This is a genomic window from Sulfurovum sp. TSL1, from assembly GCF_019972135.1.
In the GTDB taxonomy this organism is placed as follows: Bacteria; Campylobacterota; Campylobacteria; order Campylobacterales; family Sulfurovaceae; genus Sulfurovum.
Genome location: NZ_BPFI01000001.1, coordinates 1,613,588 through 1,637,627 on the forward strand (window position 1 = coordinate 1,613,588; position 24,040 = coordinate 1,637,627).

Annotated in this window: 40 protein-coding genes; 1 reads left to right on the forward strand and 39 read right to left on the reverse strand. The window is 40.1% G+C overall.

Going from position 1 to position 24,040, the window contains the following annotated elements; translation table 11 throughout:
• Nucleotides 1-2: 2 nt before the first annotated feature.
• The 6 genes from LDM98_RS07905 to LDM98_RS07930 form a co-directional block, all read right to left on the reverse strand.
• Nucleotides 3-641, reverse strand: coding sequence for an energy transducer TonB (locus LDM98_RS07905; RefSeq protein ID WP_223898885.1), 639 nt, complete (start codon nucleotides 639-641; stop codon nucleotides 3-5).
• A 6-nt stretch (nucleotides 642-647) separates the two neighbouring features.
• Nucleotides 648-1,052, reverse strand: a complete 405-nt coding sequence (locus LDM98_RS07910) for a biopolymer transporter ExbD (protein ID WP_223898886.1) — start codon at nucleotides 1,050-1,052, stop codon at nucleotides 648-650.
• The gene (locus LDM98_RS07915; protein WP_223898887.1) at nucleotides 1,049-1,663 is read right to left on the reverse strand and encodes a MotA/TolQ/ExbB proton channel family protein; all 615 of its coding nucleotides are present in this window, start codon (nucleotides 1,661-1,663) and stop codon (nucleotides 1,049-1,051) included. The genes LDM98_RS07910 and LDM98_RS07915 overlap by 4 nt, the downstream gene beginning before the upstream one ends.
• Before the next feature lies 1 nt (nucleotide 1,664).
• A complete protein-coding gene (locus LDM98_RS07920; RefSeq protein WP_223898888.1) occupies nucleotides 1,665-3,002 on the reverse strand; it encodes a MotA/TolQ/ExbB proton channel family protein in 1,338 nt (445 codons plus the stop codon).
• The gene (locus tag LDM98_RS07925; RefSeq protein ID WP_223898889.1) at nucleotides 3,002-3,769 is read right to left on the reverse strand and encodes a DUF3450 family protein; all 768 of its coding nucleotides are present in this window, start codon (nucleotides 3,767-3,769) and stop codon (nucleotides 3,002-3,004) included. The genes LDM98_RS07920 and LDM98_RS07925 overlap by 1 nt, the downstream gene beginning before the upstream one ends.
• Nucleotides 3,770-3,911: 142 nt before the next feature.
• Complete coding sequence (locus LDM98_RS07930) at nucleotides 3,912-6,080, reverse strand: hypothetical protein (RefSeq protein WP_223898890.1); 2,169 nt, start codon at nucleotides 6,078-6,080, stop codon at nucleotides 3,912-3,914.
• Between the two features lie 319 nt (nucleotides 6,081-6,399).
• Here LDM98_RS07930 and LDM98_RS11785 point away from each other — a divergent pair, with 319 nt between their 5' ends.
• On the forward strand, nucleotides 6,400-6,525 hold the full coding sequence (locus tag LDM98_RS11785) for a hypothetical protein (protein WP_255593391.1): 126 nt from the start codon (nucleotides 6,400-6,402) through the stop codon (nucleotides 6,523-6,525).
• 6 nt (nucleotides 6,526-6,531) lie between these two features.
• Here the strand turns inward: LDM98_RS11785 and LDM98_RS07935 are convergent, their stop codons facing one another.
• The 33 genes from LDM98_RS07935 to LDM98_RS08095 all read right to left on the reverse strand — a co-directional run bounded on the left by LDM98_RS07935 (nucleotide 6,532) and on the right by LDM98_RS08095 (nucleotide 24,039).
• The gene (locus LDM98_RS07935) at nucleotides 6,532-6,843 is read right to left on the reverse strand and encodes a YbaB/EbfC family nucleoid-associated protein (RefSeq protein ID WP_223898891.1); all 312 of its coding nucleotides are present in this window, start codon (nucleotides 6,841-6,843) and stop codon (nucleotides 6,532-6,534) included.
• Complete coding sequence (gene panD / locus LDM98_RS07940) at nucleotides 6,843-7,211, reverse strand: aspartate 1-decarboxylase (RefSeq protein ID WP_223898892.1); 369 nt, start codon at nucleotides 7,209-7,211, stop codon at nucleotides 6,843-6,845. The genes LDM98_RS07935 and panD overlap by 1 nt, the downstream gene beginning before the upstream one ends.
• 138 nt (nucleotides 7,212-7,349) lie before the next feature.
• Nucleotides 7,350-7,730 carry a ferredoxin gene (locus LDM98_RS07945; protein WP_223898893.1) on the reverse strand — a complete coding sequence of 127 codons (381 nt, stop codon included), beginning with the start codon at nucleotides 7,728-7,730 and terminating at the stop codon, nucleotides 7,350-7,352.
• Between the two features lie 106 nt (nucleotides 7,731-7,836).
• Entirely contained in the window at nucleotides 7,837-9,132 is a 1,296-nt protein-coding gene (locus LDM98_RS07950; RefSeq protein ID WP_223898894.1) for a UDP-N-acetylmuramoyl-L-alanyl-D-glutamate--2,6-diaminopimelate ligase, read from the reverse strand.
• Nucleotides 9,132-9,710: a hypothetical protein gene (locus tag LDM98_RS07955; protein ID WP_223898895.1), complete on the reverse strand. Its 579-nt coding sequence runs from the start codon at nucleotides 9,708-9,710 to the stop codon at nucleotides 9,132-9,134. Before LDM98_RS07955 ends, LDM98_RS07950 begins: the two co-directional genes overlap by 1 nt.
• A gap of 6 nt (nucleotides 9,711-9,716) precedes the next feature.
• The gene (locus tag LDM98_RS07960; protein ID WP_223898896.1) at nucleotides 9,717-9,992 is read right to left on the reverse strand and encodes a NifU family protein; all 276 of its coding nucleotides are present in this window, start codon (nucleotides 9,990-9,992) and stop codon (nucleotides 9,717-9,719) included.
• A 210-nt stretch (nucleotides 9,993-10,202) separates the two neighbouring features.
• Nucleotides 10,203-10,553, reverse strand: a complete 351-nt coding sequence (rplQ, locus tag LDM98_RS07965; RefSeq protein ID WP_223898897.1) for a 50S ribosomal protein L17 — start codon at nucleotides 10,551-10,553, stop codon at nucleotides 10,203-10,205.
• Nucleotides 10,554-10,574: 21 nt separating this feature from the next.
• Nucleotides 10,575-11,576 (reverse strand): DNA-directed RNA polymerase subunit alpha, encoded by a 1,002-nt coding sequence (locus tag LDM98_RS07970; protein WP_223898898.1) that lies wholly within the window; start codon nucleotides 11,574-11,576, stop codon nucleotides 10,575-10,577.
• A gap of 24 nt (nucleotides 11,577-11,600) precedes the next feature.
• Nucleotides 11,601-12,227, reverse strand: coding sequence for a 30S ribosomal protein S4 (gene rpsD / locus LDM98_RS07975; protein WP_223898899.1), 627 nt, complete (start codon nucleotides 12,225-12,227; stop codon nucleotides 11,601-11,603).
• Between the two features lie 2 nt (nucleotides 12,228-12,229).
• Complete coding sequence (gene rpsK, locus LDM98_RS07980) at nucleotides 12,230-12,604, reverse strand: 30S ribosomal protein S11 (protein ID WP_223891918.1); 375 nt, start codon at nucleotides 12,602-12,604, stop codon at nucleotides 12,230-12,232.
• A gap of 12 nt (nucleotides 12,605-12,616) precedes the next feature.
• Nucleotides 12,617-12,979, reverse strand: coding sequence for a 30S ribosomal protein S13 (gene rpsM, locus LDM98_RS07985; RefSeq protein ID WP_223898900.1), 363 nt, complete (start codon nucleotides 12,977-12,979; stop codon nucleotides 12,617-12,619).
• 2 nt (nucleotides 12,980-12,981) lie between these two features.
• Nucleotides 12,982-13,095: a 50S ribosomal protein L36 gene (gene rpmJ / locus LDM98_RS07990; protein WP_008244830.1), complete on the reverse strand. Its 114-nt coding sequence runs from the start codon at nucleotides 13,093-13,095 to the stop codon at nucleotides 12,982-12,984.
• A gap of 223 nt (nucleotides 13,096-13,318) precedes the next feature.
• A complete protein-coding gene (locus LDM98_RS07995) occupies nucleotides 13,319-14,743 on the reverse strand; it encodes a diguanylate cyclase (protein ID WP_223898901.1) in 1,425 nt (474 codons plus the stop codon).
• 168 nt (nucleotides 14,744-14,911) lie between these two features.
• Entirely contained in the window at nucleotides 14,912-15,130 is a 219-nt protein-coding gene (gene infA / locus LDM98_RS08000; protein WP_008244832.1) for a translation initiation factor IF-1, read from the reverse strand.
• Nucleotides 15,131-15,186: 56 nt separating this feature from the next.
• On the reverse strand, nucleotides 15,187-15,942 hold the full coding sequence (gene map, locus LDM98_RS08005; RefSeq protein WP_223898902.1) for a type I methionyl aminopeptidase: 756 nt from the start codon (nucleotides 15,940-15,942) through the stop codon (nucleotides 15,187-15,189).
• Entirely contained in the window at nucleotides 15,942-17,204 is a 1,263-nt protein-coding gene (gene secY / locus LDM98_RS08010) for a preprotein translocase subunit SecY (protein WP_223898903.1), read from the reverse strand. The genes map and secY overlap by 1 nt, the downstream gene beginning before the upstream one ends.
• Before the next feature lie 2 nt (nucleotides 17,205-17,206).
• A complete protein-coding gene (gene rplO, locus LDM98_RS08015) occupies nucleotides 17,207-17,605 on the reverse strand; it encodes a 50S ribosomal protein L15 (RefSeq protein WP_223898904.1) in 399 nt (132 codons plus the stop codon).
• Between the two features lie 10 nt (nucleotides 17,606-17,615).
• Complete coding sequence (rpsE, locus tag LDM98_RS08020) at nucleotides 17,616-18,056, reverse strand: 30S ribosomal protein S5 (RefSeq protein WP_008244839.1); 441 nt, start codon at nucleotides 18,054-18,056, stop codon at nucleotides 17,616-17,618.
• Nucleotides 18,057-18,065: 9 nt separating this feature from the next.
• Nucleotides 18,066-18,422 (reverse strand): 50S ribosomal protein L18, encoded by a 357-nt coding sequence (gene rplR / locus LDM98_RS08025; RefSeq protein WP_223898905.1) that lies wholly within the window; start codon nucleotides 18,420-18,422, stop codon nucleotides 18,066-18,068.
• A 10-nt stretch (nucleotides 18,423-18,432) separates the two neighbouring features.
• Nucleotides 18,433-18,969 carry a 50S ribosomal protein L6 gene (gene rplF, locus LDM98_RS08030; RefSeq protein WP_223898906.1) on the reverse strand — a complete coding sequence of 179 codons (537 nt, stop codon included), beginning with the start codon at nucleotides 18,967-18,969 and terminating at the stop codon, nucleotides 18,433-18,435.
• 10 nt (nucleotides 18,970-18,979) lie between these two features.
• Nucleotides 18,980-19,375, reverse strand: coding sequence for a 30S ribosomal protein S8 (gene rpsH, locus LDM98_RS08035; RefSeq protein WP_223898907.1), 396 nt, complete (start codon nucleotides 19,373-19,375; stop codon nucleotides 18,980-18,982).
• A 13-nt stretch (nucleotides 19,376-19,388) separates the two neighbouring features.
• Nucleotides 19,389-19,574, reverse strand: a complete 186-nt coding sequence (locus LDM98_RS08040) for a type Z 30S ribosomal protein S14 (RefSeq protein WP_012084111.1) — start codon at nucleotides 19,572-19,574, stop codon at nucleotides 19,389-19,391.
• Nucleotides 19,574-20,119, reverse strand: a complete 546-nt coding sequence (gene rplE / locus LDM98_RS08045) for a 50S ribosomal protein L5 (RefSeq protein ID WP_223898908.1) — start codon at nucleotides 20,117-20,119, stop codon at nucleotides 19,574-19,576. Before rplE ends, LDM98_RS08040 begins: the two co-directional genes overlap by 1 nt.
• 4 nt (nucleotides 20,120-20,123) lie before the next feature.
• Entirely contained in the window at nucleotides 20,124-20,357 is a 234-nt protein-coding gene (gene rplX, locus LDM98_RS08050) for a 50S ribosomal protein L24 (RefSeq protein ID WP_008244847.1), read from the reverse strand.
• On the reverse strand, nucleotides 20,357-20,725 hold the full coding sequence (rplN, locus tag LDM98_RS08055; RefSeq protein ID WP_008244848.1) for a 50S ribosomal protein L14: 369 nt from the start codon (nucleotides 20,723-20,725) through the stop codon (nucleotides 20,357-20,359). Before rplN ends, rplX begins: the two co-directional genes overlap by 1 nt.
• Nucleotides 20,725-20,973, reverse strand: coding sequence for a 30S ribosomal protein S17 (gene rpsQ / locus LDM98_RS08060; protein ID WP_008244849.1), 249 nt, complete (start codon nucleotides 20,971-20,973; stop codon nucleotides 20,725-20,727). The genes rplN and rpsQ overlap by 1 nt, the downstream gene beginning before the upstream one ends.
• Before the next feature lie 10 nt (nucleotides 20,974-20,983).
• Nucleotides 20,984-21,175 (reverse strand): 50S ribosomal protein L29, encoded by a 192-nt coding sequence (rpmC, locus tag LDM98_RS08065; RefSeq protein ID WP_008244851.1) that lies wholly within the window; start codon nucleotides 21,173-21,175, stop codon nucleotides 20,984-20,986.
• Nucleotides 21,162-21,587 carry a 50S ribosomal protein L16 gene (gene rplP / locus LDM98_RS08070; RefSeq protein ID WP_008244852.1) on the reverse strand — a complete coding sequence of 142 codons (426 nt, stop codon included), beginning with the start codon at nucleotides 21,585-21,587 and terminating at the stop codon, nucleotides 21,162-21,164. Before rplP ends, rpmC begins: the two co-directional genes overlap by 14 nt.
• A gap of 2 nt (nucleotides 21,588-21,589) precedes the next feature.
• Nucleotides 21,590-22,288, reverse strand: coding sequence for a 30S ribosomal protein S3 (gene rpsC / locus LDM98_RS08075; RefSeq protein WP_223898909.1), 699 nt, complete (start codon nucleotides 22,286-22,288; stop codon nucleotides 21,590-21,592).
• A gap of 1 nt (nucleotide 22,289) precedes the next feature.
• Nucleotides 22,290-22,628, reverse strand: a complete 339-nt coding sequence (rplV, locus tag LDM98_RS08080; protein WP_223891932.1) for a 50S ribosomal protein L22 — start codon at nucleotides 22,626-22,628, stop codon at nucleotides 22,290-22,292.
• 2 nt (nucleotides 22,629-22,630) lie between these two features.
• Nucleotides 22,631-22,909, reverse strand: coding sequence for a 30S ribosomal protein S19 (gene rpsS, locus LDM98_RS08085; RefSeq protein WP_008244855.1), 279 nt, complete (start codon nucleotides 22,907-22,909; stop codon nucleotides 22,631-22,633).
• Between the two features lie 11 nt (nucleotides 22,910-22,920).
• Entirely contained in the window at nucleotides 22,921-23,748 is an 828-nt protein-coding gene (gene rplB / locus LDM98_RS08090; protein WP_223898910.1) for a 50S ribosomal protein L2, read from the reverse strand.
• Between the two features lie 9 nt (nucleotides 23,749-23,757).
• Complete coding sequence (locus LDM98_RS08095; protein WP_223898911.1) at nucleotides 23,758-24,039, reverse strand: 50S ribosomal protein L23; 282 nt, start codon at nucleotides 24,037-24,039, stop codon at nucleotides 23,758-23,760.
• Nucleotide 24,040: the final 1 nt, after the last annotated feature.

The window sequence follows — 24,040 nt, forward strand, 5'->3', positions numbered from 1 at the left end:
CCTTAATTAAAATCGAAGCGTACTTTTTGCTTCGCCCATACTTTGACCGGGTTGCCTTTATATTTTGCCGGAGCAAAACGCCAGCTTCTGACACCTCTCAGTGCCGCCTGATCAAACACACCTGCCGGACTTGAAGCGATCACTTTTGCCAGCTCTACACTTCCATCCTTACCGATAAGCAAGTTCACGACCACATATCCTTTGATACGTTTTTTAGCTGCTGCAGGAGGGTACTCCAATGGACTACGTGAAACCACCCTTGGTTTACTGTCAACAGTACCTTCACTCATTGCTGCATCTGCTGCCATATCGCCCAAAAGACTTCTACCGTCACCGATGATATCCCCTGTAGCGAATTCAGGAATGTTCATCGCGATCCCGCCAAGCATTGCTCCAAGGTCCGGCATCGGTGCTTTTGGCTGTGCTTTAGGTTTTGGTTTTGGCTTCGGTTTTGGTTTTTCCACTTTCGGCGGCTGTTTTGCCATCTTCATATAACGCATAGGGTCTTTGACTTTTTTCTCTTTCTTCTCGACCTTTGCATTAAATGATACAACCAGTACCATCATCAAAAAAGCACCCATTCCCATCGCCAATAAGGCAAAGGTTTTGGCACGATCTCTATTAAACTTTGTAGTGTCCATAATAGATTATCCCATCTCTTTTGATGTGGATACAGCTACATCCTTTGCCCCTGACATACGACACTCATCCACTACATCGATCAATGTCTCTACAGGGATCGTATCATCAGAGATGACCAAAACTGACTTCTCAGAAGCAGTACGCAACAGGTCTCTGAGTTTACTCTGTATCGCCCATAGTTGTACCGGCTGGTTATCGATATACACTTGCGACGTATTATCGATATAGACACGTACCACTTTTGCATCTGACTTACTGGCACTTGCGGCAGACGGACGCTCAAGGTCCAGCTTCATATCTTTTACAAACGTAGTGGTTACCATAAAAAAGATCAATAGGATAAAAACCATATCGATCAATGGGGATACATCTACATTGTCTACTTCTTGTTTCTTTGGTCTAATTCTCATTCTGCATCCTTCGTGGATATAATATCTGTGATCTGTTCAAATTCAAGTTCATAACGTTCTGCTTTTCTGTCAAGTACACGTCCTATGATCAGCCCGGGAACGGCAACCACCAACCCGAGTTCGGTAGTAAAAAGCGCTTTGGAGATACCTCCTGAGATACTGGCTCCCTGTGCAAACATAGAACTGCTTTGCAGTGCATCGAATGTCTCGATCATCCCCATAACGGTTCCAAGCAGACCTACCAGTGGTGCAAGTACAACGATCGTCTTGATCATGATCCTGTAACTGTTTACATCACTATAATACGGGAGCAAGACACCGTTGATGTGTTTTCTTACGTTTGCCCCGATCGCTTTGGCCTCTTGTGCAGCTTGGAGGGCATCCGCAACAGCATAGTCAAGCATCCCTCGCATCGCTTGTGCTTCACCTCTTGTTTCATGCTTAGTGATCAAACGGCGGACATTCCCTTTGGTTCCCCTCTTCAGGATAAAATAACGATATCCCAAACCATACCAGAGAAAGAAGTTCAGTACAAAAAGTACCCACATGACCACTCCTCCGGTATTCATAAGATCGACAAATCTGCCGATTAACTCAAATGGCGAAAGCATCTTAGCCTCTATACTTCTCGTAAAGATTTACGATATGTAAAGCACTTTGCTCCATAGAGTCTTTAATGCTTTGTGCCCAACCGGAAAGCAGGTTTCCGATCAACAGAAGCGGGATCGCTACAATAAGACCTTGCATCGTTGTCACCAGTGCTGCAGAGATACCGCCTGAAAGCAATTTCGGATCACCTGTACCAAACTCTGTGATCACTTCAAATGTCTCGATCATTCCTGTGACCGTACCCAAGAGCCCCATCAACGGTGCAACCGCAGCGATGACCAGTACAAAACTGCCAAATCTGTCGATCTGTGTACTTTCATTCAGGATATTTTCCATAATGACATCCTCAACGTGTGCTCTCTCTTTTTTGATATTTCTCAACGTCGCTTTGATGACTCTTGCCGTTGAGCCTTTATATCCTTTAAGCTTCTCAAGAGAAACTGTGCTGCCCTCACCGGATTCCAATGTATCTACCACGATCTGAGTGATCTCATTCACATTTGTTTTTGCCCCCATCAGGTTGATCACTCTCAGTCCCAAAAGGACCAGACCAAAGAGGCCAAGTGCAAAGATGATATAGCCGATGATACCACCGTCTTCCATCGTATCCATAAAGGTTTTCTCCGTCACATAATCCACCTCTTTATCAAGGTTCTCATAGACAAAGATATCGATCGTTTCTGTCTTCTCTTTGGCAAACATTGCTTTGGCATCATCAGATGAACCCACGGCATTCCATAGTTTATAGTTACCGTCTCCTGCAGGGGAAAGTGCTCCGGCTGCTTCCTTGGCGATACCATATGCAGCCACATTTCCTACTTTTACGATATCACCTTCTGCTTTCTTCCCATCCGGAAGATAGAACGCACCTTTTTCATTTCTCAAAGAAGAGAGTTCGCTGTACAATTTCATAGAACTGCCGAATGCCTGCTGGATCTTCTCTACATCATTGGTTTTATTATCATCTGAAACTTTCACACCATAGGGTTCAAGTGCCAAACGTGCCTGATTGACCACATTACCTGTAAGACCGCCCGTATCCTCTTTCTCAGCCAACATCTTGGAGAGTTTTTCCAGTTTTTCACTGCTTACTTTTGCCTTTGCAGATACTTCAAGAAGTTTTGCCTGAAGTGCTTCTACCTTCTCTTTAGATGCATGAAGTTCATTTGCCTGTTGTACTGTATCTGTTTCAAGTCTCTTTTCAAGTTCTGCTTTTTGTGCTTTAAGGAATGCATACTCTTTTTGATACGCTCTTTCAAGTTCCCCTGCCTGGACAGTTGCCGAAAGCGAAACAAGTGTTGCGATCGCGAAAAATAGTTTAGTGATTGATAATGCCTTCATTAGTTAGCTCCTCTAAGTAGTAATGCATTGGGCAGAGTAAAGTATCCTGTACGGATCTGTTTTTGCACGGCATCAAAAAGATCAATGATCTGATCACGCTCAGTGCTGTCTTTTGCTACTACATAGCTGTACTTCTTGCCCTCTTGTTTCACATACCCGACTCTGTCATCCGGTGTTGCGAAGAACATCATCACTGAACCCACTTTGGCTATCTTTGCTATGGTGTCTTTTCCATCCAGCGTGATCTCCTGCTTGAACTGTCCGATCTCTTTGGTCAAACGCAATGCATCATCATAGCTTGCCCATGTCAGTGCAAGCGCTTTCTCTTGTGAGATGTTCCCGTTTTTAAGATCCTCTTTGATCTGATGAAGTGCTGCGACTCTCTCTTCCCTTCTGAAAGGGATACCGGCTTGGATCTCTTTTTCAAGTGCATCAAGTGCATTGGTCACAACAGGCTTAAGGTCCACTGTGGCGCTTCCCATCACTTCAAGCTTTTTTTGCGTTTTTTCAATGTTCTGTTGTGTCAGCTTCAACGCAGTTTCTTGTCTGTTGATCTGTGCTTCATTGTCGGAAGTTTGAAGTGCATAAGACTTCATTTGAGCTCTGTACGCCTCTTTGTTATCATCAATTTGTGTATAGAGCGACTCTACCTGCGATCTGAGTTCCATGATCGATTTGATCATGCTGTCATCATTTGCTGCATGAAGCATCGTACCTGAAACTGATAGCGCTGCTGATATGGAGATCAATCTTCTGAATGTGACCATTGTCTTTCCTTGTGAAAAATTAAAAATCTGTGTTGATTTTAGTGTGCGCAATATTTCCATAAATTAATAACAAAGTGGAAACATTGTATGTAATGGATTTGTAATGGAATAGACAGGCCGAAACCTGTCTGATAGGGGTACCTTAGAGGTAATTTATTGTATTGCTTGTATTCGCATCAAAGATTGCTCTAATCTCATCAGCTCCATCTGTAGTAGGATCCGTTTGATCTTCGAAATCACCTGATACTGTATTAATAGTAACGTTGCCAAAATCAATATTAGTAAGCTTAGGTATTTTCGCGGAATAAATGGCTGCACCGTCTATACTGTTATAATTGATCGTACCATTGTAGAATTTACCTCCAACTCCTGCTTTTTTGAAGTAGATACCCCCTTCAAACTCACCGACACCGGCAGCATAACTATCATGATTAATCGTAAACCCATCAAGTGTCAATACTGTGTCTGTACCTGACATTTCGATACCTGCATAACCCATAGTAGCATTGATGACAAGGTTTTTAACCGTACCCTGGTACATACTGTCAACATCCAGGTGGTCATCTGTACAGTGGGAGATCGTTACATTGGTCATGTTCACTGTACCGCCCCAGATCTCTATACCATCATCATTGGAATAGTCCACTGTAATATCCTCAACCACTGTACCGGAACCTACACCTACCATTGAAAGACCATTGGTTTCTTGACTCAGTCCTGTTTCTGTTGCTGAGTTGAGGATCTTCACATGTCTCAAAATACCAGAACTGTCATCCGATACTCCCGTCCCTGCCGTATAACTTCCGTTTACCGTCACTTCGTATGTAAGTGGTGTACTGGACATATTCGCATTACCGATAAGTGTTAAACCACCCCAAAGTCCTTCTTGTGCATTTGTTTTTGCTTTATCGGTAAATGTAATCGGTGCTGTTTCTGTACCAAGTGCATATATTTTTGAATCTTTGTTGATTTGTAAATATGAGTTTGCATCATTACCACCAATAGTCGTACCATCCTGAATTCTTATAGATGCACCTGCTGCAGTATCTGCAAATTGGTCGATTACCCATGACTTGCCTCTTGTAAGTACATTACATCCTGCAATTTTTCCAGTAATTGTCGTAGAAGGAATCACGCAGGCATCATCGTTGTTACCACTGCCTGTCGTCGTAAAAATATTTTTGATTTCATCTGCAGAGTCTGTTGCCGCATCTGTTTTGTTCACAAATGTATTACCTATATCTGTGTAGATACCCACGTTGTTGAAATCAATATTTGAAAGCTTGGCATCTTGTTGTGAATAAATTGCCCCTGCTGAAGCACTTCTATAAATGATCGTACCATTGTAGAATTTACCTCCAACTCCTGACTTCTTGAAGAAGATACCACCTTCTGCTGAATCAGGTATAGCAAACCCATCCACGGTGATAGTAAAGCCATCCACAGTTAAAACTGTGTCTGTACCTGACATTTCGATACCTGCATAACCCATAGTAGCATTGATGACAAGGTTTTTAACCGTACCCTGGTACATACTGTCAACATCCAGGTGGTCATCTGTACAGTGGGAGATCGTTACATTGGTCATGTTCACTGTACCGCCCCAGATCTCTATACCATCATCATTGGAATAGTCCACTGTAATATCCTCAACCACTGTACCGGAACCTACACCTACCATTGAAAGACCATTGGTTTCTTGACTCAGTCCTGTTTCTGTTGCTGAGTTGAGGATCTTCACATGTCTCAAAATACCAGAACTGTCATCCGATACTCCCGTCCCTGCCGTATAACTTCCGTTTACCGTCACTTCGTATGTAAGTGGTGTACTAGACATGTTCGCATTACCGATAAGTGTTACCCCACCCCATTTACCTACAGTTGTGTCAGTGCCACTCAATCCATCCACTGAGGAAAATATAATCGGTTTTTCAGCTGTACCATCTGCTATGATCTTAGCGTTCTTATCAATGAGAAGATATGAGTCTGAATTTTTACCGGCGATGCGGGTTCCAGGCTCGATAGTAAGTGTAGCACCGTTCGTTACAGAAACATATCCGTCCAAGATCCATGCCTTATCAGCTGTCCATGTGGTGTCTGTTGTAATATTTCCTATTACTGTTTCTTGTGTTGATGGTGCTGGTGGTGTAGTAGTACCTGTAGTACCACCTGTAGTACCAGTAGTAAGAGTATCCCCAGTGATAGCCACCGTTGAATCACCATAATTAATCGATGTATCACCACATCCTGTCATAGCAGCAATAGCTGCGAGCGAAAGTGCCATTTTAGTCAAGTTAGTCAAGTTAGTCATTTCTGTCATCCTATTTCCACCGTATACGGTTTTGTTTGCAGAATAGTGACGAAAAATGGAAACAGAGTGGAAACAGAGTGGTAACATTTATGTTATCAAATGGTTATCTCATGTTTGAATAGAAAAAAGAGGAAAAATATCTGCTTATGCATACTGCAAATCAATTAAAGTGTCATAGAAGGGTCAGGAAGAAAATCTACCTTAGTGGACTTTTCAATAAACAATATAAATAGTGTCCTTATGTTACCACTTTGTTATAACTATCATATACTATTATTCATCTCATAAGAGAAATATCAATTGAAAGAAAGGAGAAAACATGAAAATAAGTAAAATACTTCAAAAAGCAGTGAAAGAAGAAGGAAAACATTCACTGACTTGTAAGACGATCGTAAAACTGAAGCACTCAAAAGAGTTCAGCTATCTTGTTGACAAGAACCGCTAAATAACCTTAAGACCCGAACGGGTTCATCCCGCCCATCATACCCATCGCCTGAGACTTTTTATTGTCTTCTATCATTTTATTGACATCATTCATCGCTGAGATGAGCAGTATCTGTAAAGACTCTTTGTCTTCCAACAAAGAATCATCTATCGTGAGATCTATCACTTCGCCCGCACCGTTTGCGGTCAGTTCAATAAGGCCTCCGCCTGCTTTAGCGGTAAAGTGTATATTTTTAGCCTGTTCCTGTATCTCTTTCGCTTTTTCCTGCATCTGCTCCATTATCTTACCCATGTTGCCCAAGTCAAAGCCTTCAAACATTATTCTAAGCCCTCAAACTCTTCGGCGATGCTATTGTCATCATCCAGTATGACGATTTTTGGCAGATGCGCATCTGCTTCTTCTTCATTCATCGTTGCATAGGCAATAATGATGATCTTATCGCCTTTATGTACTTTTCTCGCCGCTGCCCCATTCAGACAGATATCTTTTTTGCCTGGTTCACCCGGGATGATATAGGTAGAAAAACGCTCACCGTTATTGACATTCACGATATCGATCTTTTGTCCGACACGCATATTGGCTGCATCTAAAAGTTCCTGATCAATGGTAATTGAGCCTACATAATTCAAGTTTGCATCTGTTACGGTAGCTCTATGTATTTTAGAATAAAGCATTGTAATATTCATAATTATTCCTATTTATTTCATAAAAATTATTGGGATTATACCAAAATCCCCTATATAGTTATATTATACTGAAATTGTGGGGAAATTGGAAAGCCGCACTATGAAGTCGTGCGACCCTAAAAAGATGGGTATAGAGAATTAACGAGCCAGACTTGCAGGTGAAAGAGGTTCTCCCCACATTTCAGCCGGGATCACATACTCTTCTACAACTGTTCCACCGATGATATGCTCATCGATAATTCTATCTATCTTCTCTTTTGTCAAACCTACATACATTGTATGCCCCGGTTCTACTAGCATTACCGGACCTTGTTGACAACGGTTAAGACAACCGGTCTGAATAGGTGTAACTGCAGGCATGATCCCTTTTTGCATCAATTTCTGTGCAAGGTACTGAAAAAGTTCTTGTGACTCTTGATCATCTGCTTTTACACAAGATGGTTTTGGCATCCCCGGAGGTGCAGACTGCTGACATTTGAAGATATAAAACGCTGGTTGTGGTATAGTACCTGGTACCATGAGAATCCTTTAAAGTTTAATTGGGAGTATTTTACTCCGATTTACTTAATTGAAGTTTAAATGTACCATTTAAAGGCGCTTGATACCTCATACCATAAGAAGAGCATTACGCTCTCTCATCTAGAAGTTCCCGTACCACTTCCCTGTCATCAAAAGGATGCTTCACCCCTTTGATCTCCTGATAGTCCTCATCCCCCTTGCCGAGTATGAGCAGTACTTCATTCTCTCCCAATGCATCAAGTGCCATTTTTATGGCGAGTCTTCTGTCTGGAGTCGCAGTGACATGGTCCTTTCCGTGCAAGCCCAGTAAGATATCTTCAAGTATCATTTCGGGTACTTCATCCCGAGGGTTGTCACTGGTCACATAGATCTTGTTTGCATACCTGCCGGCAACTGCTCCCATGCGGGGACGTTTCTCTTTATCTCTGTTCCCGCCTGCTCCAAAGACCACCGAGATGTCTCTGTCTTTCATCGACTCAAGCACTTGATACATACCATCATCGGTATGTGCAAAATCCACGATCACAAGCGGGTCTCTGCTCACCACTTCCATACGCCCTGAGACCCCTGCAAAATACTCTACCACTTCACATATCTCTTCTATGCTTCTTCCCGTTAACATCTGTACCGAACCTATGGCTGCCATCAGGTTAAAAAGGTTAAAGAGGCCTACCATGGGTGAGTGGAAGGTTGCTTCGGTCCGCAAATGTTTGATCCCTGCCGTGATACCATTCAGCAAAGAGAACGCCTGCACTTTGAAGGTTGCCGGCTCATCCACTCCGTAACTCTGTGCCCCTATGGGGTTATACGTAATGTTTTTAATGTCATCTTTATTGAGCAGCTTGGGTGATTCATCTGCAAAAAAGAGACTCTTCACACGTCTGTACTCTTCAACGGTACCATGATAATCCAAATGGTCAGAGGTGACATTGGTATGGACCTTAAGGGCAAAGCTTAACCCCTCTATCCGGTTTTGATCTATCGCATGGGAGCTGACTTCCATGATGAAGTAGTTACATCCCATATCCATCGTCTGTTTCATATTGTGCAGTGTTTCGAGGATAGAAGGCGTGGTCATGCTCTTCTCTTCTATCCGCTTTTCCTGCGCAAATAAACCGCGCGTACCCTGCAGTGCCGGCTTCTCATCCAGATCAAGCAAAAAAGAGTAAATGGCTGCGGTTACCGTCGTTTTACCGTTCGTTCCGGTCACACCTACCACTTTCATCTTTTCGAGTCCCCAAAAAGAGATCAGCTCACCCACTGTAAGTGTTTCCGGTTTCGACGCCAATGTTTCGTAATAGCGGCTATTTTGTGTCGTTTTTAAAAAGATCGTATCTTTATCGAGTTTGCTTGTATCATCTGTCAGAAAAAGATAACCATCTTTTTGGAAATCCAATTTCACTATTTTTGCCCTCTAACCACATGGTAAAGTGCGAGTATCTCCTGATCATTCCCAAAGAGGCTCGATGAAGCATCCAGGTATCCCAGTGCCATCTCATCAAATCCTTCGTTTGCAAGCTGTGTAACAAAATCTATAAACTCTTCCTTATTCGTGATCACTACCTTGGTCGAAAACATAATATCTTCAAATGTCTTTTTGAAGCTGCCCCTGCTCTTTACAAGTTCCAGGAAATCACTATAACGTATACCATCGCCATATTCTATCTGTTCTTCCAAGGGCTCAATCAAAAGTTCTTGTAACTTATGTTTTGAGCTGTCTAGATTCTCAATAAGTCCATCGATGATATCCACAGCATTCTCCTTCTCGTTCTTGATCATCTGATAGTAGTCAAACAAAGCTTGTGCTTCCTCTTGACTCTCTATCCCCAGATCACTCAAGTAGACGCCTATTTTTGCTTCATCTAACGTAGGATAATCCCTTAAGATCAAACCGTAACTTCGAAGTGCCTTGGCATAGTCTCCCTGTAGAAACTCGCTTTCGGCTCTTTTCAGCAATAAATCTTGACTTATTTTGCTCATCTTAAATTACAATTGATCCAATTTGTCTTCAAACCCCGCAGGTACATTGACTACTGTGATCTCAGGGTGAATAAGGGTTTGCATCTGTCTCTCCACACCGAACTTGATCGTTGTACCTGAACTACCGCAACCGACACATGCACCTTGAAGCTGGACAAAGACTTTTCCATCTTTAATGGCAATGAGTGTGATATCCCCTCCATCAAGTTTAATAGAAGGTCTCACCTTGTCTATGACGTTCATTACGGCAGGTTCTAATTCTTCATCTGTAAATGGTATCAATGTTTCTCCTTAGTTTGCATCTCTATACTAGAGACATCTCATAAAATTATTATAACAAAATCATAGTAAAATCTTTGTTACTATGTTCTTTAAGTGTGTTATACACTAAAAGTATTACTTTGTCAATGGGTGTTTGAATGGTTTAATGATTAAATGATGTAGTGCATCGTATTCAAGGCAAAGCCTTGAATAGTGAAGTTTCAGAGGGAATTATACGAGTTCGATAATTGCCATAGGTGCTGAATCACCTTTTCTCATACGTGTTTTAATAATTCTTGTATATCCACCGTTTCTGTCTGCATACTTTGGTGCGATCTCGTTTACAAGCGTATTTGTACACTCTTTGTGTTGTAACATTGCAAAAATTGCTCTGTGTGCGTTAAAATCACCAGAAGCAGCTTTAGTGATAAGCTTTTCAAAATAACTTCTAAGCTCTTTAGCTTTTGGCAATGTAGTCTCAATTCTACCCTCTTTTGTCAAAGCAATTGATAGGTTTTTAAGAAGCGCCGCTCTATGAGAAGACGTTCTGTTTAATTTACGGTAACCATGCTTATGTCTCATAATATTCCTTTACTGTAACAACTATGCTTTAAGTTGTTCTATTTTCTTTACAAGATTCACTCTTGTAACATCTGAAAGTTCAAAATCTGGACCAAATCCGTGCTCTACGAGACACTCAGAGATTTCATCTAAAGATTTTTTACCAAGATTTTTGATATTTTTAATCTCATTTTCACTCATCAATACCAACTCACCGAGGAACTTTAATCCAGCTCTGTCAAGTGAATTGAATGATCTTGCACTAAGCCCAAGGCTATCGACAGTTTGCATGAAAGGTTTGAGTTCGCTATCATCACTGTTTCTTTTTACCGGTGCTACAGAGATATCTAGATCCAGTACCGTATTAAAAACAGAAAGTTGCTTATTCATAACTTCCAATGCATTTGTAAATGCTTCAACCGGACCGATCTGACCATCTGTTTCGATATCGAATGTGATCTTTTCAAAATTAGGATTGTCCTCTACAAGTACAGGATCAATCTTATAATTCGCTTTTCTTACCGGAGTAAAGAAAGCATCAAGTGCAATGCTGTCACTTTCAACATCATCTCTAAGGTCTTCACTTGGTACATAACCAATACCTTTTGAGATCACTACTGTAAAGTTAAGCTCCGCATCTTCATTCAATGTTGCAAGCGGCAGATCACCGTTCACCACTTCGATTTGATCATTGTTCAGGTCTTGCGCTGTCACTTCTTTGTGCCCAGAAAAACTGTATTTTAATTCAACTCTGTCACTCTCGTCTTTAATTTTCAAACGAATGTTCTTGAGGTTGATAATAAATACAGCAACATCTTCGTGCATACCTCTGATGTTATCGAACTCATGTGCAGCACCTTCGATCTTGATCGAAATAGGTGCATAACCGATAGAAGAACCTAAGATCAGTCTTCTTAGTGGATGTGCAAGTGTAACAGCATAACCGCTCTCAAAAGGATAAGCAACGATCTCAGCACGATTTGCACTGATCTCATTTACTTCTACTTCCGTTGGCATAAATGGTGCAATTTTAATTTTTCTCATTAATAGCCTTTACTTATGTATGTATTATTTAGAGTATAGCTCAACGATTAGACGCTCTTCCACTGGGATTGCGATCTCTTCTCTCTCCGGAATTCTTGTGAATAGACCAAAAAGTTTTTCTTTGTCCATATCAACCCAATCAACCATACCTGTTTGATTAGTCAGTTCGATTGATCTAAGGATCTGAGGATTCGTTTTACTTTTCTCTCTGATCTCGATTTTTTGACCTGCTTTTACTCTAAAAGAAGGGATATCTACTCTTTTCCCATCCACCAATACATGTCCGTGGTTTACGAATTGTCTTGCTGACGCTCTAGTTGTAGCGAATCCCATTCTGTAAACAACATTATCAAGTCTTTGCTCAAGAAGTTGGATAAGGATAGAACCTGTGTTCCCTTCTTTAGCGTTTGCTTCTTTATAAAGTGCTCTAAATTGTTTTTCACTTACACCATACATAAATTTAGCTTTTTGCTTCTCTTGAAGTTGAAGACCGTATTCACTGATCTTTGCTCTTCTTTGTCCATGTTGTCCTGGTGCATATGGTCTTTTTTCCAATGCACTTTTACCAGCGAGTCTTCTCTCACCTTTTAACCCAAGATCAACACCAAGTCTTCTTTCTAGTCTTTCAACTGGACCTCTATATCTTGCCATGCTTATACCCTTCTCTTCTTAGGTGGTCTACAACCATTATGTGGAAGTGGTGTAATATCTTTTAAGAATGTTACACGAATACCTTCTGTTGCACCAATTGCTTTCACTGCAGTATCTCTACCTGAACCAGGACCCTGAACTTTGATCCCCACTTCTTTGATACCGTTCTCCATTGCTTTTGCCATTGCATCCGCTACAGCTTCAGTAGCAGCAAAAGGAGTTGATTTTTTGCTACCTTTGAAACCTAGTGCACCTGCACTGCTCCAAGAGATAACATTTCCCATTTCGTCAGTCACTGTAATCACAGTGTTATTGAAAGTTGCAGCTACGTACACTACACCTTTAGCAATACTTTTTTTTGCTTTTTTCTTAGCCATCTAACCTACTCCTTATGCCGCACCGACAGTTTTACGCTTACCTTTACGAGTACGCGCATTTGTCTTTGTTTTTTGTCCACGCACAGGCAGACCTCTTCTGTGTCTAAGACCTCTATATGAACCTAGATCCATAAGTGCTTTGATATCTAAAGTCACTTTTTTTCTAAGATCACCTTCAACCATAACATTTTCTTGAATATCATTACGGATCGTTGCTGCTTCAGCATCTGTAAGTTCATGTACTCTTTTGTTATAATCAACACCTGTTCTGTCAAGAATTTTTCTTGAAGTCGTCAACCCAATTCCGTAAATGTAAGTAAGTGCATACTCCATTCTTTTCTTTTGTGGTAAATCAACACCTGCAATACGTGCCATGTTTATCCTTGTCTTTGTTTATGTTTTGGATTTTTACAAATCACGCGTACGATACCCTTGCGTTTAATAACTTTACAGTCATCACACATTTTTTTCACTGATGGTCTAACCTTCATTGGTTACTCCTACGATATATTTGTGCACCTAGAGTGTTTGACAACACCCCTGTTTTGCGTGGATTATTGATGTATCATAATCCAACCCTTGAGTAATCGGTGCGGCTTAATCAAAGATTCTTCGCGCAGATTCCTAAAAGCCTAATGGTAATAGGGAGGAGGATTATACCCAGATTTGCATTAATTTTTTCTTATACATATAATATGTATATATTCTAGATATCTAGAAATGAGATACTACTCTATTTTTACCCTCTTTTTTTGCTTTGTACAGATATCTGTCGGCTCTGGCAATCAGACTATCAAGGTCCTCTGCATCCCTATATGTGGCTACCCCAAAACTACAAGTCAACTCTCTAGGCATTGCATAGTCGCCCATGGAAATCACTTCCCGTAATTTTTCTGCGACCAATACCGCCTCCTCTTCATCTGTTTCTGGCAACATTACAAGGAATTCTTCGCCGCCCCATCGCCCTAAACGGTCACTCTTTCTGAGTTTCTGTAGCATAAGTTCAACGACTTTTTTCAAAACAAAGTCACCCTTTTCATGTCCATACTTATCATTGACTGGTTTGAAATCGTCTATATCAATGTAAAGAATTGAGAGTGGCTTCTGTTTACGTTCAATGCGTTCAAGTTCATATTCCAAGAGTTCATTCATTGTATTTCTATTGTAAGTTCCGGTAAGACTATCATACGTAGCAATCTCATTGATCTTTGAAATTTTTTGCAATACTACAAAAATAAGCATTGATAAAATCAATAGAATGAGGGTAGATATCACCAATAGGGTCAAAGCATCTTTTTCAATGCTGCTTATCTCTTCACAATTTTCATAACTTATGAGATACGCTGCATTTTTATCCCCCTCAACATTACTGATGGGGATAAAGGTGACGGTTGTTTTCTCTTTAGAAATGCAAAACCCTTTCTGGTTTTGCATTTTTTGTGTGACTTCTTTCGAGATAGATTGATTGATCTGTTGATATTTGTACATGATAGGAATATATTCATCTCCTTTTTCATGCATATAGCTATGGTTGATATGGCTCATGATATAGTGACTTTTTTCATCTTCCCATACTTTTCTTTCGACAATTGACTTTTTAAGGATAAAGTCTATTTCATCACCGAGTGTCTCTTCTATATCATTGCTTAATGCTTTGAAGGAGAGAGAAGTTTCAACACTGCCTATATGTCTCTTTTCTTCGTCAAAGAGCGGATAGACATAACGAAAACCGTTATAGATTCTTCCTTCTTCAAACCCTTCCACATATCTCTTCTCTTTATTGACAATTTCAAGAGAGTGACGTATGCCTACAAGTGAGTCCCCATATTTCTCAGGTTTATGAAAACGTAAAAAACTGCTTACGTTGGGTAAGTGAAAGTGTAACTGTCTTATATTGATCGATTTTAGACTTTCATACGTAGGGATCAGTAGTTTATATAAAGAAAGACGTATGTTTTTCTGCTTTTCGGGGCCGGCATCTTTTGCCTGTTTGAACTGATCAATGACCCCGGGGGTGTTAATAATTTCATCATACAGTAGTTTTGTGATCTTAGAGTAGGATTTACGTGTGTTCTTGTAGACATCGTTAAAAACTTTTACTTTTCTCTCAAAAACTGCAGCCCGTTTATCTTCATACATTTTCCATATGATCAAAGAAGCAAATAGTTCTAAAAAAATAAAAATAAAAGAGGAAAGAAGGATAATTTTCAAAAAAGAGGTGTTTAGAATAATTTTTCGCATTGCTATAGTATAGTCTATAAAGAGTAACAGTGATCTCTAAATAGTTTGGAGATCACTGTTTATTAATTATTTGTATCTAAATGTGATACGACCTTTATCAAGGCTGTAAGGTGTAAGTTCTACTTTTACTTTGTCACCCGGAAGAATTTTAATGTAGTGCATTCTCATCTTACCGGCAATATGACAAAGGACAATGTGACCATTATCCAACTCAACTCTAAATGTCGCATTTGGTAATGCTTCAACCACTTTACCGTCAATCTCTATAACATCATCTTTAGCCATTGTATTCCTTTATTCATTTTCTACTTTATATTCTTAATTGTGTCAAATGATGAAGCTTACGCTTCAGTCAATATGATAGCTTTACCGTCTACCACTGCAACCGTATGTTCATAGTGTGCTGATCTGAGTTGATCTTCACTTATAACTGACCATTTGTCCTCAAGCAGTACTGGTTGCCCGCTTTTTTGACATACCATAGGCTCCAAACAGAAGACCATACCGTTTTTAATTTTAGGTCCCTGGTTTGTTTTACCCTCAAGATAGTTGGGGATATTTGGTTCATCATGCGGTTTCGTACCGATACCGTGGCCGCAATAATCACGCAATGGTACATAACCTGCAGAAACGATATAATCTTCAAGAATTTTTGACAATTCTTTAAAGCGCATACCTTCTCTGATAGAATCGATCGCATGATAAAGTGCGCCTTTTGCACACTCGATAAGCGCATCGTCTTCTGCAGATAGTTTACCTACTGCCATTGTGATCGCAGCATCACCAAAATAGCCATCCAGTTTTGTCCCGATATCTAAACCGAGCACATCACCTTCTTCTATCACTCTATCTGTAGGGATACCATGAATACATACTTCATTGACCGAAGTACATACAGAACCGGTAAAACCATACAATCCTTTAAACGACGGTACTGCACCGTGTTCACGGATATAGGCTTCACCTAAAGCATCGATTTCTTTCAGTGTCATACCTGGTTTGATGATATTTTGAAGATATTGAAGTGTTTTTCCAACGATCTCGCCAGCTCTTTTAAGCTTGGCGATCTCATCTGGTTTTCTGATAGCAATAGCCATTATAGACCTACATTACCCAATGTATCATATTGATTCATAGTTCTTTGTGCTTCGATCTTTCTCATGGTATCGAGTGCAACCTGAACGATAATAAGTACGGCAACCCCACCAAAATAGAAAGATGCACCCATTCCGGAGATGATCAAGAACGGCACTGTCGAAATGATCGCAAGATACACTGCACCTGAACCGGTCAGTCTGCTTGCCACTTCATTCAGGAATTCTTTTGTATGTTCACCTGGTCTCACGCCAGGAATGAACCCGCCTTGTCTTTTCAGGTTGTCTGCTATATCTTTCGCATTAAATGCAATCGATGCATAGAAGAATGCAAAGAACATGACAAGCAGGAAAGTGACCACATTGAATGTGATACCACCTGGTGCCAATGAGTCAGCAATCGCTACAAGAAATGGCGTAGTACTTGACTGAAGCATAGTCAGAGGAAACATCAATACCGCTGAAGCAAAGATAGGAGGAATGACACCTGAAAGGTTTACTTTTACAGGAATGTAGTTCATGACTCTCTTTGTTTGATTCTGCATGATCGTCTTTCTTGAATAAGAGATAGGTACCCTTCTCTCACCAAGTTCAACATAGATAATGGCCAGGATAGTGATCAGCATAATTGCCAAAATACCAAGTACCACTAAAAAGTTCATCTCGCCGGCATTTACTGCTCTCACTGTATTTCCGATCGCAGATGGTAGCCCAGAGACAATACCCGCAAAGATGATCAGTGAAATACCGTTACCGATACCTTTTTGTGTGATCTGTTCACCGATCCACATCAACAACATCGTACCTGCCAGCATAGAGAAAGTCGTAATAATTGTAAACATCATAGGATCGATCATCACTGCACTCTGTCCCGCTCTACCTGTCATACTCTGAAGTCCCATAGATACACCGATAGCTTGTACTACCGTAATAAATATAGTGAAATAACGAATGATCTGCATATATTTTTGCATGCCGTCACGTTCTTTTTTCATTTGACCAAGTGCGGGGAAAGTAGCTGCGAGAAGTTCCATAACGATGGAAGCAGTAATATAAGGCATGATACCTAAAGAGATGATACTTAAACGTTCAACGGCATTACCAGAGAACATATTCATTAGCCCAAGGGCGTTGTTTGTATTGCTATCAAAGAACTCTTTGATCACATTCAAATCAACACCTGGAGTTGGGATATAGGCTAAAACTCTGTACGCAAAAAGGAATCCTAGTGTGATAAGGATTTTTTGAGTTAAAGCATTGCCCATAATTATTTTCCGCTTGTTGTAACAGCGTCGTCTTTGATCTTAGATGCAAGATCTCTTGCACTTGCACCGATCAACTTCACTTTCGTTACATTCTTTTGCAATTTATGCACTGACTTGATCGTCTCAAGTGTAATTTCAGAAAGCTCAGCGATTGCTTTGATCTTTTCTACATTGATCACATATGGTTTTTCAACGCTAGAAGTGAAACCGATTTTAGGCAATCTTTTGTAAAGTGGCTGTTGACCACCTTCAAAACCTCTTTTTCTTTTGTAACCAGATCTAGCTTTTTGACCTTTTTGACCACGTCCAGCTGTTTTACCTGTTCCTGAACCTTGACCACGACCAACTCTTTTTCTGTTACGAGTTGAACCTGGAGCAGGTTGTAAATTATGTAAACCCATACTTTACCCCTTACGCTTTGATTCTAGTAAGTGCTTGGATTGTCGCTCTTACTAGGTTATTTGGGTTGTTTGAACCGATTGATTTTGAAAGGACATCTTTTACCCCTGCAAGCTCAAGTACTGGTCTGGCAGCACCACCGGCAATAACACCTGTACCTTCACTCGCTGGTCTAAGCACGATTCTACTTGCGTTGAATTTGTGCTCGATATCATGTGCGAGTGTTGTACCTTTGATGTTTACTTTCACAAGGTTTTTGTGAGCATCATCAACCGCTTTTTTGATCGCATCAGGAACTTCTTTGGCTTTACCAAATCCGTATCCAACAGTACCGTTTCTGTCACCGATCACTACGAGCGCAGTAAATCTAAATCTTCTACCACCCTTAACAACTTTGGTAACACGACCGATATTAACGATTACTTCTTCAAATTCTTTTTCTATTTCTTCCATCATGATTCCTTAAAACTTGATTCCGGCTTCTCTAAGTGCATCAGCAAATGACGCAACAACACCGTGGTAAAGGTAACCATTTCTGTCGAAAACAACAGTTTCAATGTTTTTAGAAGCAAGGTTTTTAGCCATCTCAGCAGCTACTTTTTTTACATCTTCCTGGTTTACTTTAAGACCAAGCTTTCTGCCGTCAACAGAAGCAAGTGTAGTCCCAGTAGTGTCATTGATCGCTTGAGCATAAAAGTGCTTGTTTGACTTGAATACAGTCAATCTCGGATTTGTATCTGTACCGAAGATTTTACCTCTTACTCTAGCTTTTCTTTGAGCGCGAAGTTTATTTTTTCTTTTTTGAATACTTTTTAACATCTACCGCTCCTTACTTACCAGCTGCTTTACCAGCTTTTCTGATGATCACTTCATCTGTATACTTCACACCTTTGCCTTTATACGGTTCTGGTGGTCTGAAATCTCTAATCTCAGCAGCAGCTTGACCCACTGCTTGCTTATCTGTACCTTTTACAGTGATCACGTTTTTTTCAACTGTGATTTCAAGTCCCTCAGGGATATCATAGTTAATATCATGTGAGTGTCCCAATTGAAGGTTAAGTACTTTACCTTGAACGGCTGCTCTGTAACCAACACCATTGATCTCTAAAGATTTACTGTAACCTTGGTCTAAACCAATGATAATATTGTTGAAGAGTGCTCTGTATGTTCCCCAGAACGCTGCATCTTGTTTTTCATCACCTTTTCTTTCAAAAGTCACTTCTGAACCATCAATGCTGATCCCAACTCTACCATGAGTTTCAAGTCTCTTTTCAAGATTGCCTTTTTTAGCCACGAGAGTCGTACCGTCTAGTGATACTTCAATACCACTTGCCACAGTTACTGGTCTTTTTCCTATTCTTGACATCTTTTATTCCTTACCAAATACTACAGATTACTTCACCACCGATTCCACGTTTAAACGCTTCATCGTTAGCAAGAACACCTTGGCTTGTTGAAACAACCAAAGTACCGTAACCATTTTTAAATGTTCTAATATCATCTTTACCTTGGTGTACACGTCTACCAGGCTTAGAGATTTTTTTGATCTCGTTGATCACGCTTTTTTCATCCTCGTCATATTTAAGAACTACTTTTATTGTTTTTTTGTTTCCATCTTCTTTTACTTTGTAACTCTCAAGGTAACCTTTGTCTACAAAAATAGATACGGTTGCTTCAATCGTCTTTGAGTGAAGAAGTGTTGTTACGTCTAGTCTTCTTTGCGCAGCATTTCTTATACGAGTAAGAGAGTCTGCAATTATGTCTGTCATCATCTTTTAATTCTCCTTACCAGCTTGCTTTGCGCATGCCAGGGATAAGACCTTCATTGGCCATTTTTCTTAAACACACACGACAAAGACCGAAATCTCTGTATACTGAGTGAGGTCTACCACAAATGTTACATCTTGTATATGCTTGCGTAGAGAATTTTGCTTTTCTCTGTTGCTTAGCTATCATTGATTTCTTAGCCATTAGTTTCTCCCTTTAGCGAAAGGCATACCAAGCTTTTCTAAAAGCGTGAATGCTTGTTTATCATCTTCAGTGCTCGTTACGATAGTGATATTCATACCGTGTGTCTTGATCACTTTATCAAATTCGACTTCCGGGAACATCAATTGCTCTTGAAGACCGAAGTTATAGTTACCGCGTCCGTCAAAACCTTTTCTTGGTGTACCTCTAAAGTCTTTTACTCTTGGAAGTGCGATTGATACAAGTTTGTCAAAGAAGTTATACATGTTTTCACCTCTAAGTGTTACTCTGATACCAGATGGAGCACCTTCTCTTGCTTTAAAACCAGCAACTGATTTTTTAGCATTTACTATTACTGCTTTTTGACCAGCAATTAGTGAAATTGTGTCTGCCATATTAGCGATGAGTTTAGTATCTTTACCTTCTTCACCGGCACCAACAGAGATAACAATTTTCTCAAGCTTCGGAGTCTGCATCGTATTTATAACCCCGCACTCTTCTCTAAGTGCAGGAACGATGTCATTGTACTTTTGCTTCATTCTACTCATAGGATTAACCCTCTACTTTTTTTACATTTGAGATGTGGATAGGCATTTCTTTGCTCACAAATCCACCCTCTTTGTTCTGCTCGCTTGGTTTTACAGCTTTTTTAGCTGTTTTACAACCTGCAACGATTACTGCATCTTTTTTAGTAAGCACTTGAAGAACTTCTCCAACTGTACCTTTGTCATCACCAGCGATAACCATTACCTGGTCACCTTTTTTGATCTTGAATGTTTTAGCCATTACCATACCTCCGGTGCAAGTGATACAATTTTCATAAAACCTGCATATCTTGTTTCACGACTTACAGGACCAAAGATACGTGTACCTATCGGTTCTCTTTTGTCATCGATAATTACTGCTGCATTGTCGTCGAATCTAATCAGTGATCCATTTTCTCTCTGGATCTCTTTTTTTGTTCTAACAACGACTGCTTTAACAACTTTACCTTTTTTCACTTTTCCAGTTGGAAGTGCTTTTTTCACAGAAGCAACGATCACGTCACCTACTGATGCATATCTTCTTTTAGATCCGCCAAGAACCTTGATACACATGATCTCTTTGGCACCAGAGTTATCTGCTACATTTAATCTTGTAAAACCTTGGATCATTACACTTCTCCTCTCTTCACGATTTCAAGAAGTCTGAAGCTTTTTGTTTTTGAAAGTGGTCTACATTCGATAGCGCTCACTGTATCTCCAACATTGATGTCGTTCTTCTCATCGTGAATAAGATATTTTTTAAATCTTTTTACAGTCTTGTGATATCTTGGGTGAAGTACTCTTCTTTCAACTAAAACAGTCGCAGTTTTTTCTCCAGCCTTTTTGATCACAGTACCTTGTATTTGTCTTTTTGGCATGTCTGACCCTTTACTTCGATCTAGCAGCAGTTAGTGCTGTTTGAATTCTAGCGATATCTTTTTTCGCTACTCTCAACTCTGAAGTGTTTGTTAATTGCATCGTTTTTTGCTTTGCATTCAATGTAAACAATTCAAGTTTTTTCTCTTTAAGCATCGCCGTAAGTTCTGCTTCATTTTTATCTTTTAAATCAATATAGTTCATTACTATCCTTTAAAGTGATAATTTTACACTTAAATGGCATTTTATGAATCGCAAGTGTCAATGCTGCTCTTGCAAGTGTCTCTTCAACGCCTGCCATTTCGAAAATAATTCTACCTGGCTTAATGTTCATTACCCATTTATCAACACCACCTTTACCTTTACCCATTCTTGTTTCGAGTGGTTTAGCAGTCAATGGCTTATCTGGGAAAACTCTGATCCAAGTTTTACCTGTTCTTGAAATTTTTCTCGTCATAGTAATACGCGCTGCTTCGATCTGTCTAGAATCGATTCTACCAGCTTCAGTTGCTTTGATCGCGATATCACCAAACTCAATTTTGTTACCTCTGAAAGATTTACCGCGGTTGCGGCCTTTCATCTGCTTTCTCCATTTAGTTCTTTTAGGCATTAGCATGATTATTCACCTCTTTTTCTAGATGGCTTTCTACCACCTTTTTTCTCTTCTGCTGGCTCAGCTTGGATACCTTTAGCAAGAACTTCACCTTTGAAGATCCAAACTTTAATACCAATGATCCCATACGTCGTATGTGCTTCAGCAAAACCGTAATCGATCTTCGCTCTAAGCGTATGAAGAGGCACTCTACCCTCTAGGTACCACTCAGTTCTTGCCATTTCAGCACCACCAAGACGACCAGATACAGAGATCTTGATCCCTTTTGCACCTGATTTAAGTGCACCTTGGATCACTTTTTTCATTGCACGTCTAAACGCAACTCTTCTTTCAAGTTGTGTTGCAACGTTTTCAGCTGCTAATTGACCTGAAGCCTGAGGACGCTTCTCTTCTTTAATATTGATCGCTACATCTTTACCAAGCATTTTGATAAGTGTTGCTTTCAATTTTTCAATATCTGCACCTTTTTTCCCGATAATGATACCAGGTCTAGCAGTCACGATATTTACTCTTAATTTTTTCACTGTTCTTTCGATGATGATGTTAGAAACACCCGCATAGAAAAGTTCTTTTTTAAGGTATTTTCTGATTTTATGGTCTTCTGCGATAAATTCAGGCGCTCTACCTTTTGCAGGGAACCATCTTGATTCCCAGTTTCTGTTGATTCCAAGTCTAAGACCTATAGGATTTACTTTTTGACCCATATTATGCGTCCTCCCCAGTTTTTTCAGCTACGCCAACTTCAACAAGAATGTGTGCTGTTGGTTTTATGATTCTAGAAGCAGTACCTCTAGCTCTTGGTCTCCATCTTTTCATTACCGCTGCTTTATCCACTCTACAAGAAGTGATTGTTACTTCTTCTGGTTCAAAATCACCGTTCGCAACTGCAGATGCAATTACTTTAGAAATGATACCCGCTGCTTTGTTAGGCATAAACTCTAATGATGCAAGAGCAAGTTCAGCATTCATACCCTGAACTTCTCTAGCGATAAGTCTAGCTTTAGTAGGTGATACTCTTACGAATTTTAATAATGCTCTACTCATAATTAGCCTACCTTCTTCTGTACAGAACCTTTGTGGCCCTTAAATGTTCTTGTCGGTGCGAATTCACCCAGTTTATATCCTACGTGGTTTTCAGTTACAAATACCGGTACGAATTGTCTACCATTGTGAACGTTAATTGTCAAACCGATAAACTCAGGGAAGATCACTGATCTTCTTGACCAAGTTTTGATTGGTTTATTTGAACCTTCTTCTTTTGCTTTAAGCACTTTTTTCATTAGGTGACCATCGATGAATGGACCTTTTTTTGTCGATCTTGCCATATCTTAGCCCCTTACTTCTTACGCTTAGAGATAATTAACTTATCACTAGCTTTTTTCTTACGTGTTTTAAACCCTTTAGCCGGAGTACCCCATGGAGATACTGGATGACGTCCTGAGTTTGTCTTACCTTCACCACCACCGTGCGGGTGATCGATCGGGTTCATCGCAGAACCACGTGTTTGCGGTCTGATACCAAGGTGTCTGCTTCTACCAGCTTTACCGATAACGATATTTGAGAAATCTTCGTTACCTACTGTACCGATCGTAGCAAGGCATGTACCTAGTACATATCTCATTTCACCAGATGGAAGTCTCAATGAAACGTATTTACCATCTCTACCCATGATCTGTGCATAACCACCCGCTGAACGTGCGATCTGACCACCATGACCAGGATTCAATTCAATGTTGTGAACCAATGTACCTACAGGAATATTCATCAATTTCATTGCATTACCGGTCTTGATATCAAGGCCTGACTCCGCTGACATGATCTTATCACCTACTTTAAGGCCTTTTGGTTGAAGTACATATCTTCTGTCTCCATCAACATACTTGATAAGACAGATTCTACAGTTTCTGTACGGATCGTATTCAACAGTTGCTACTGTACCTTCGATGTTAAATTTATTTCTTTTAAAATCGATGATTCTGTATAGTTTTTTAGCCCCCGCTTCTCTGTGACGAGAAGTGATTCTACCGTTACTGTTTCTACCTGCGGATCTCGGAAGATTCTTAAGTAGAGCTCTAACGCTTGCTTTGGCAGTGATATCACCACTGTCAAGGTTAGTCATATAACGACGTGAAGGTGTGGTTGGTTTATATGTTTTAATTGCCATCTTCTATCCTTATACCGCTAAGCTTTCGATTTTTGCATCTTCTGGAAGCTTCACATAGAACTTTTTCAAGTCTGCTCTTTTTCCTTCAACACCTCTAAATCTTTTCACTTTTCCGTCTACTCTCATTGAGTTTACTCTAAGTGGATTGATCCCGAAGAATTCTTTAAATACTTCTTTAAGACCATTTTTAGTCATTCTTGGAGTCGTTTGAACTACGATGACACCATCTTCTTGAAGAGCCAAACTCTTCTCTGTATACATAATTGATTTAATATCTGTAATATCTGCCATC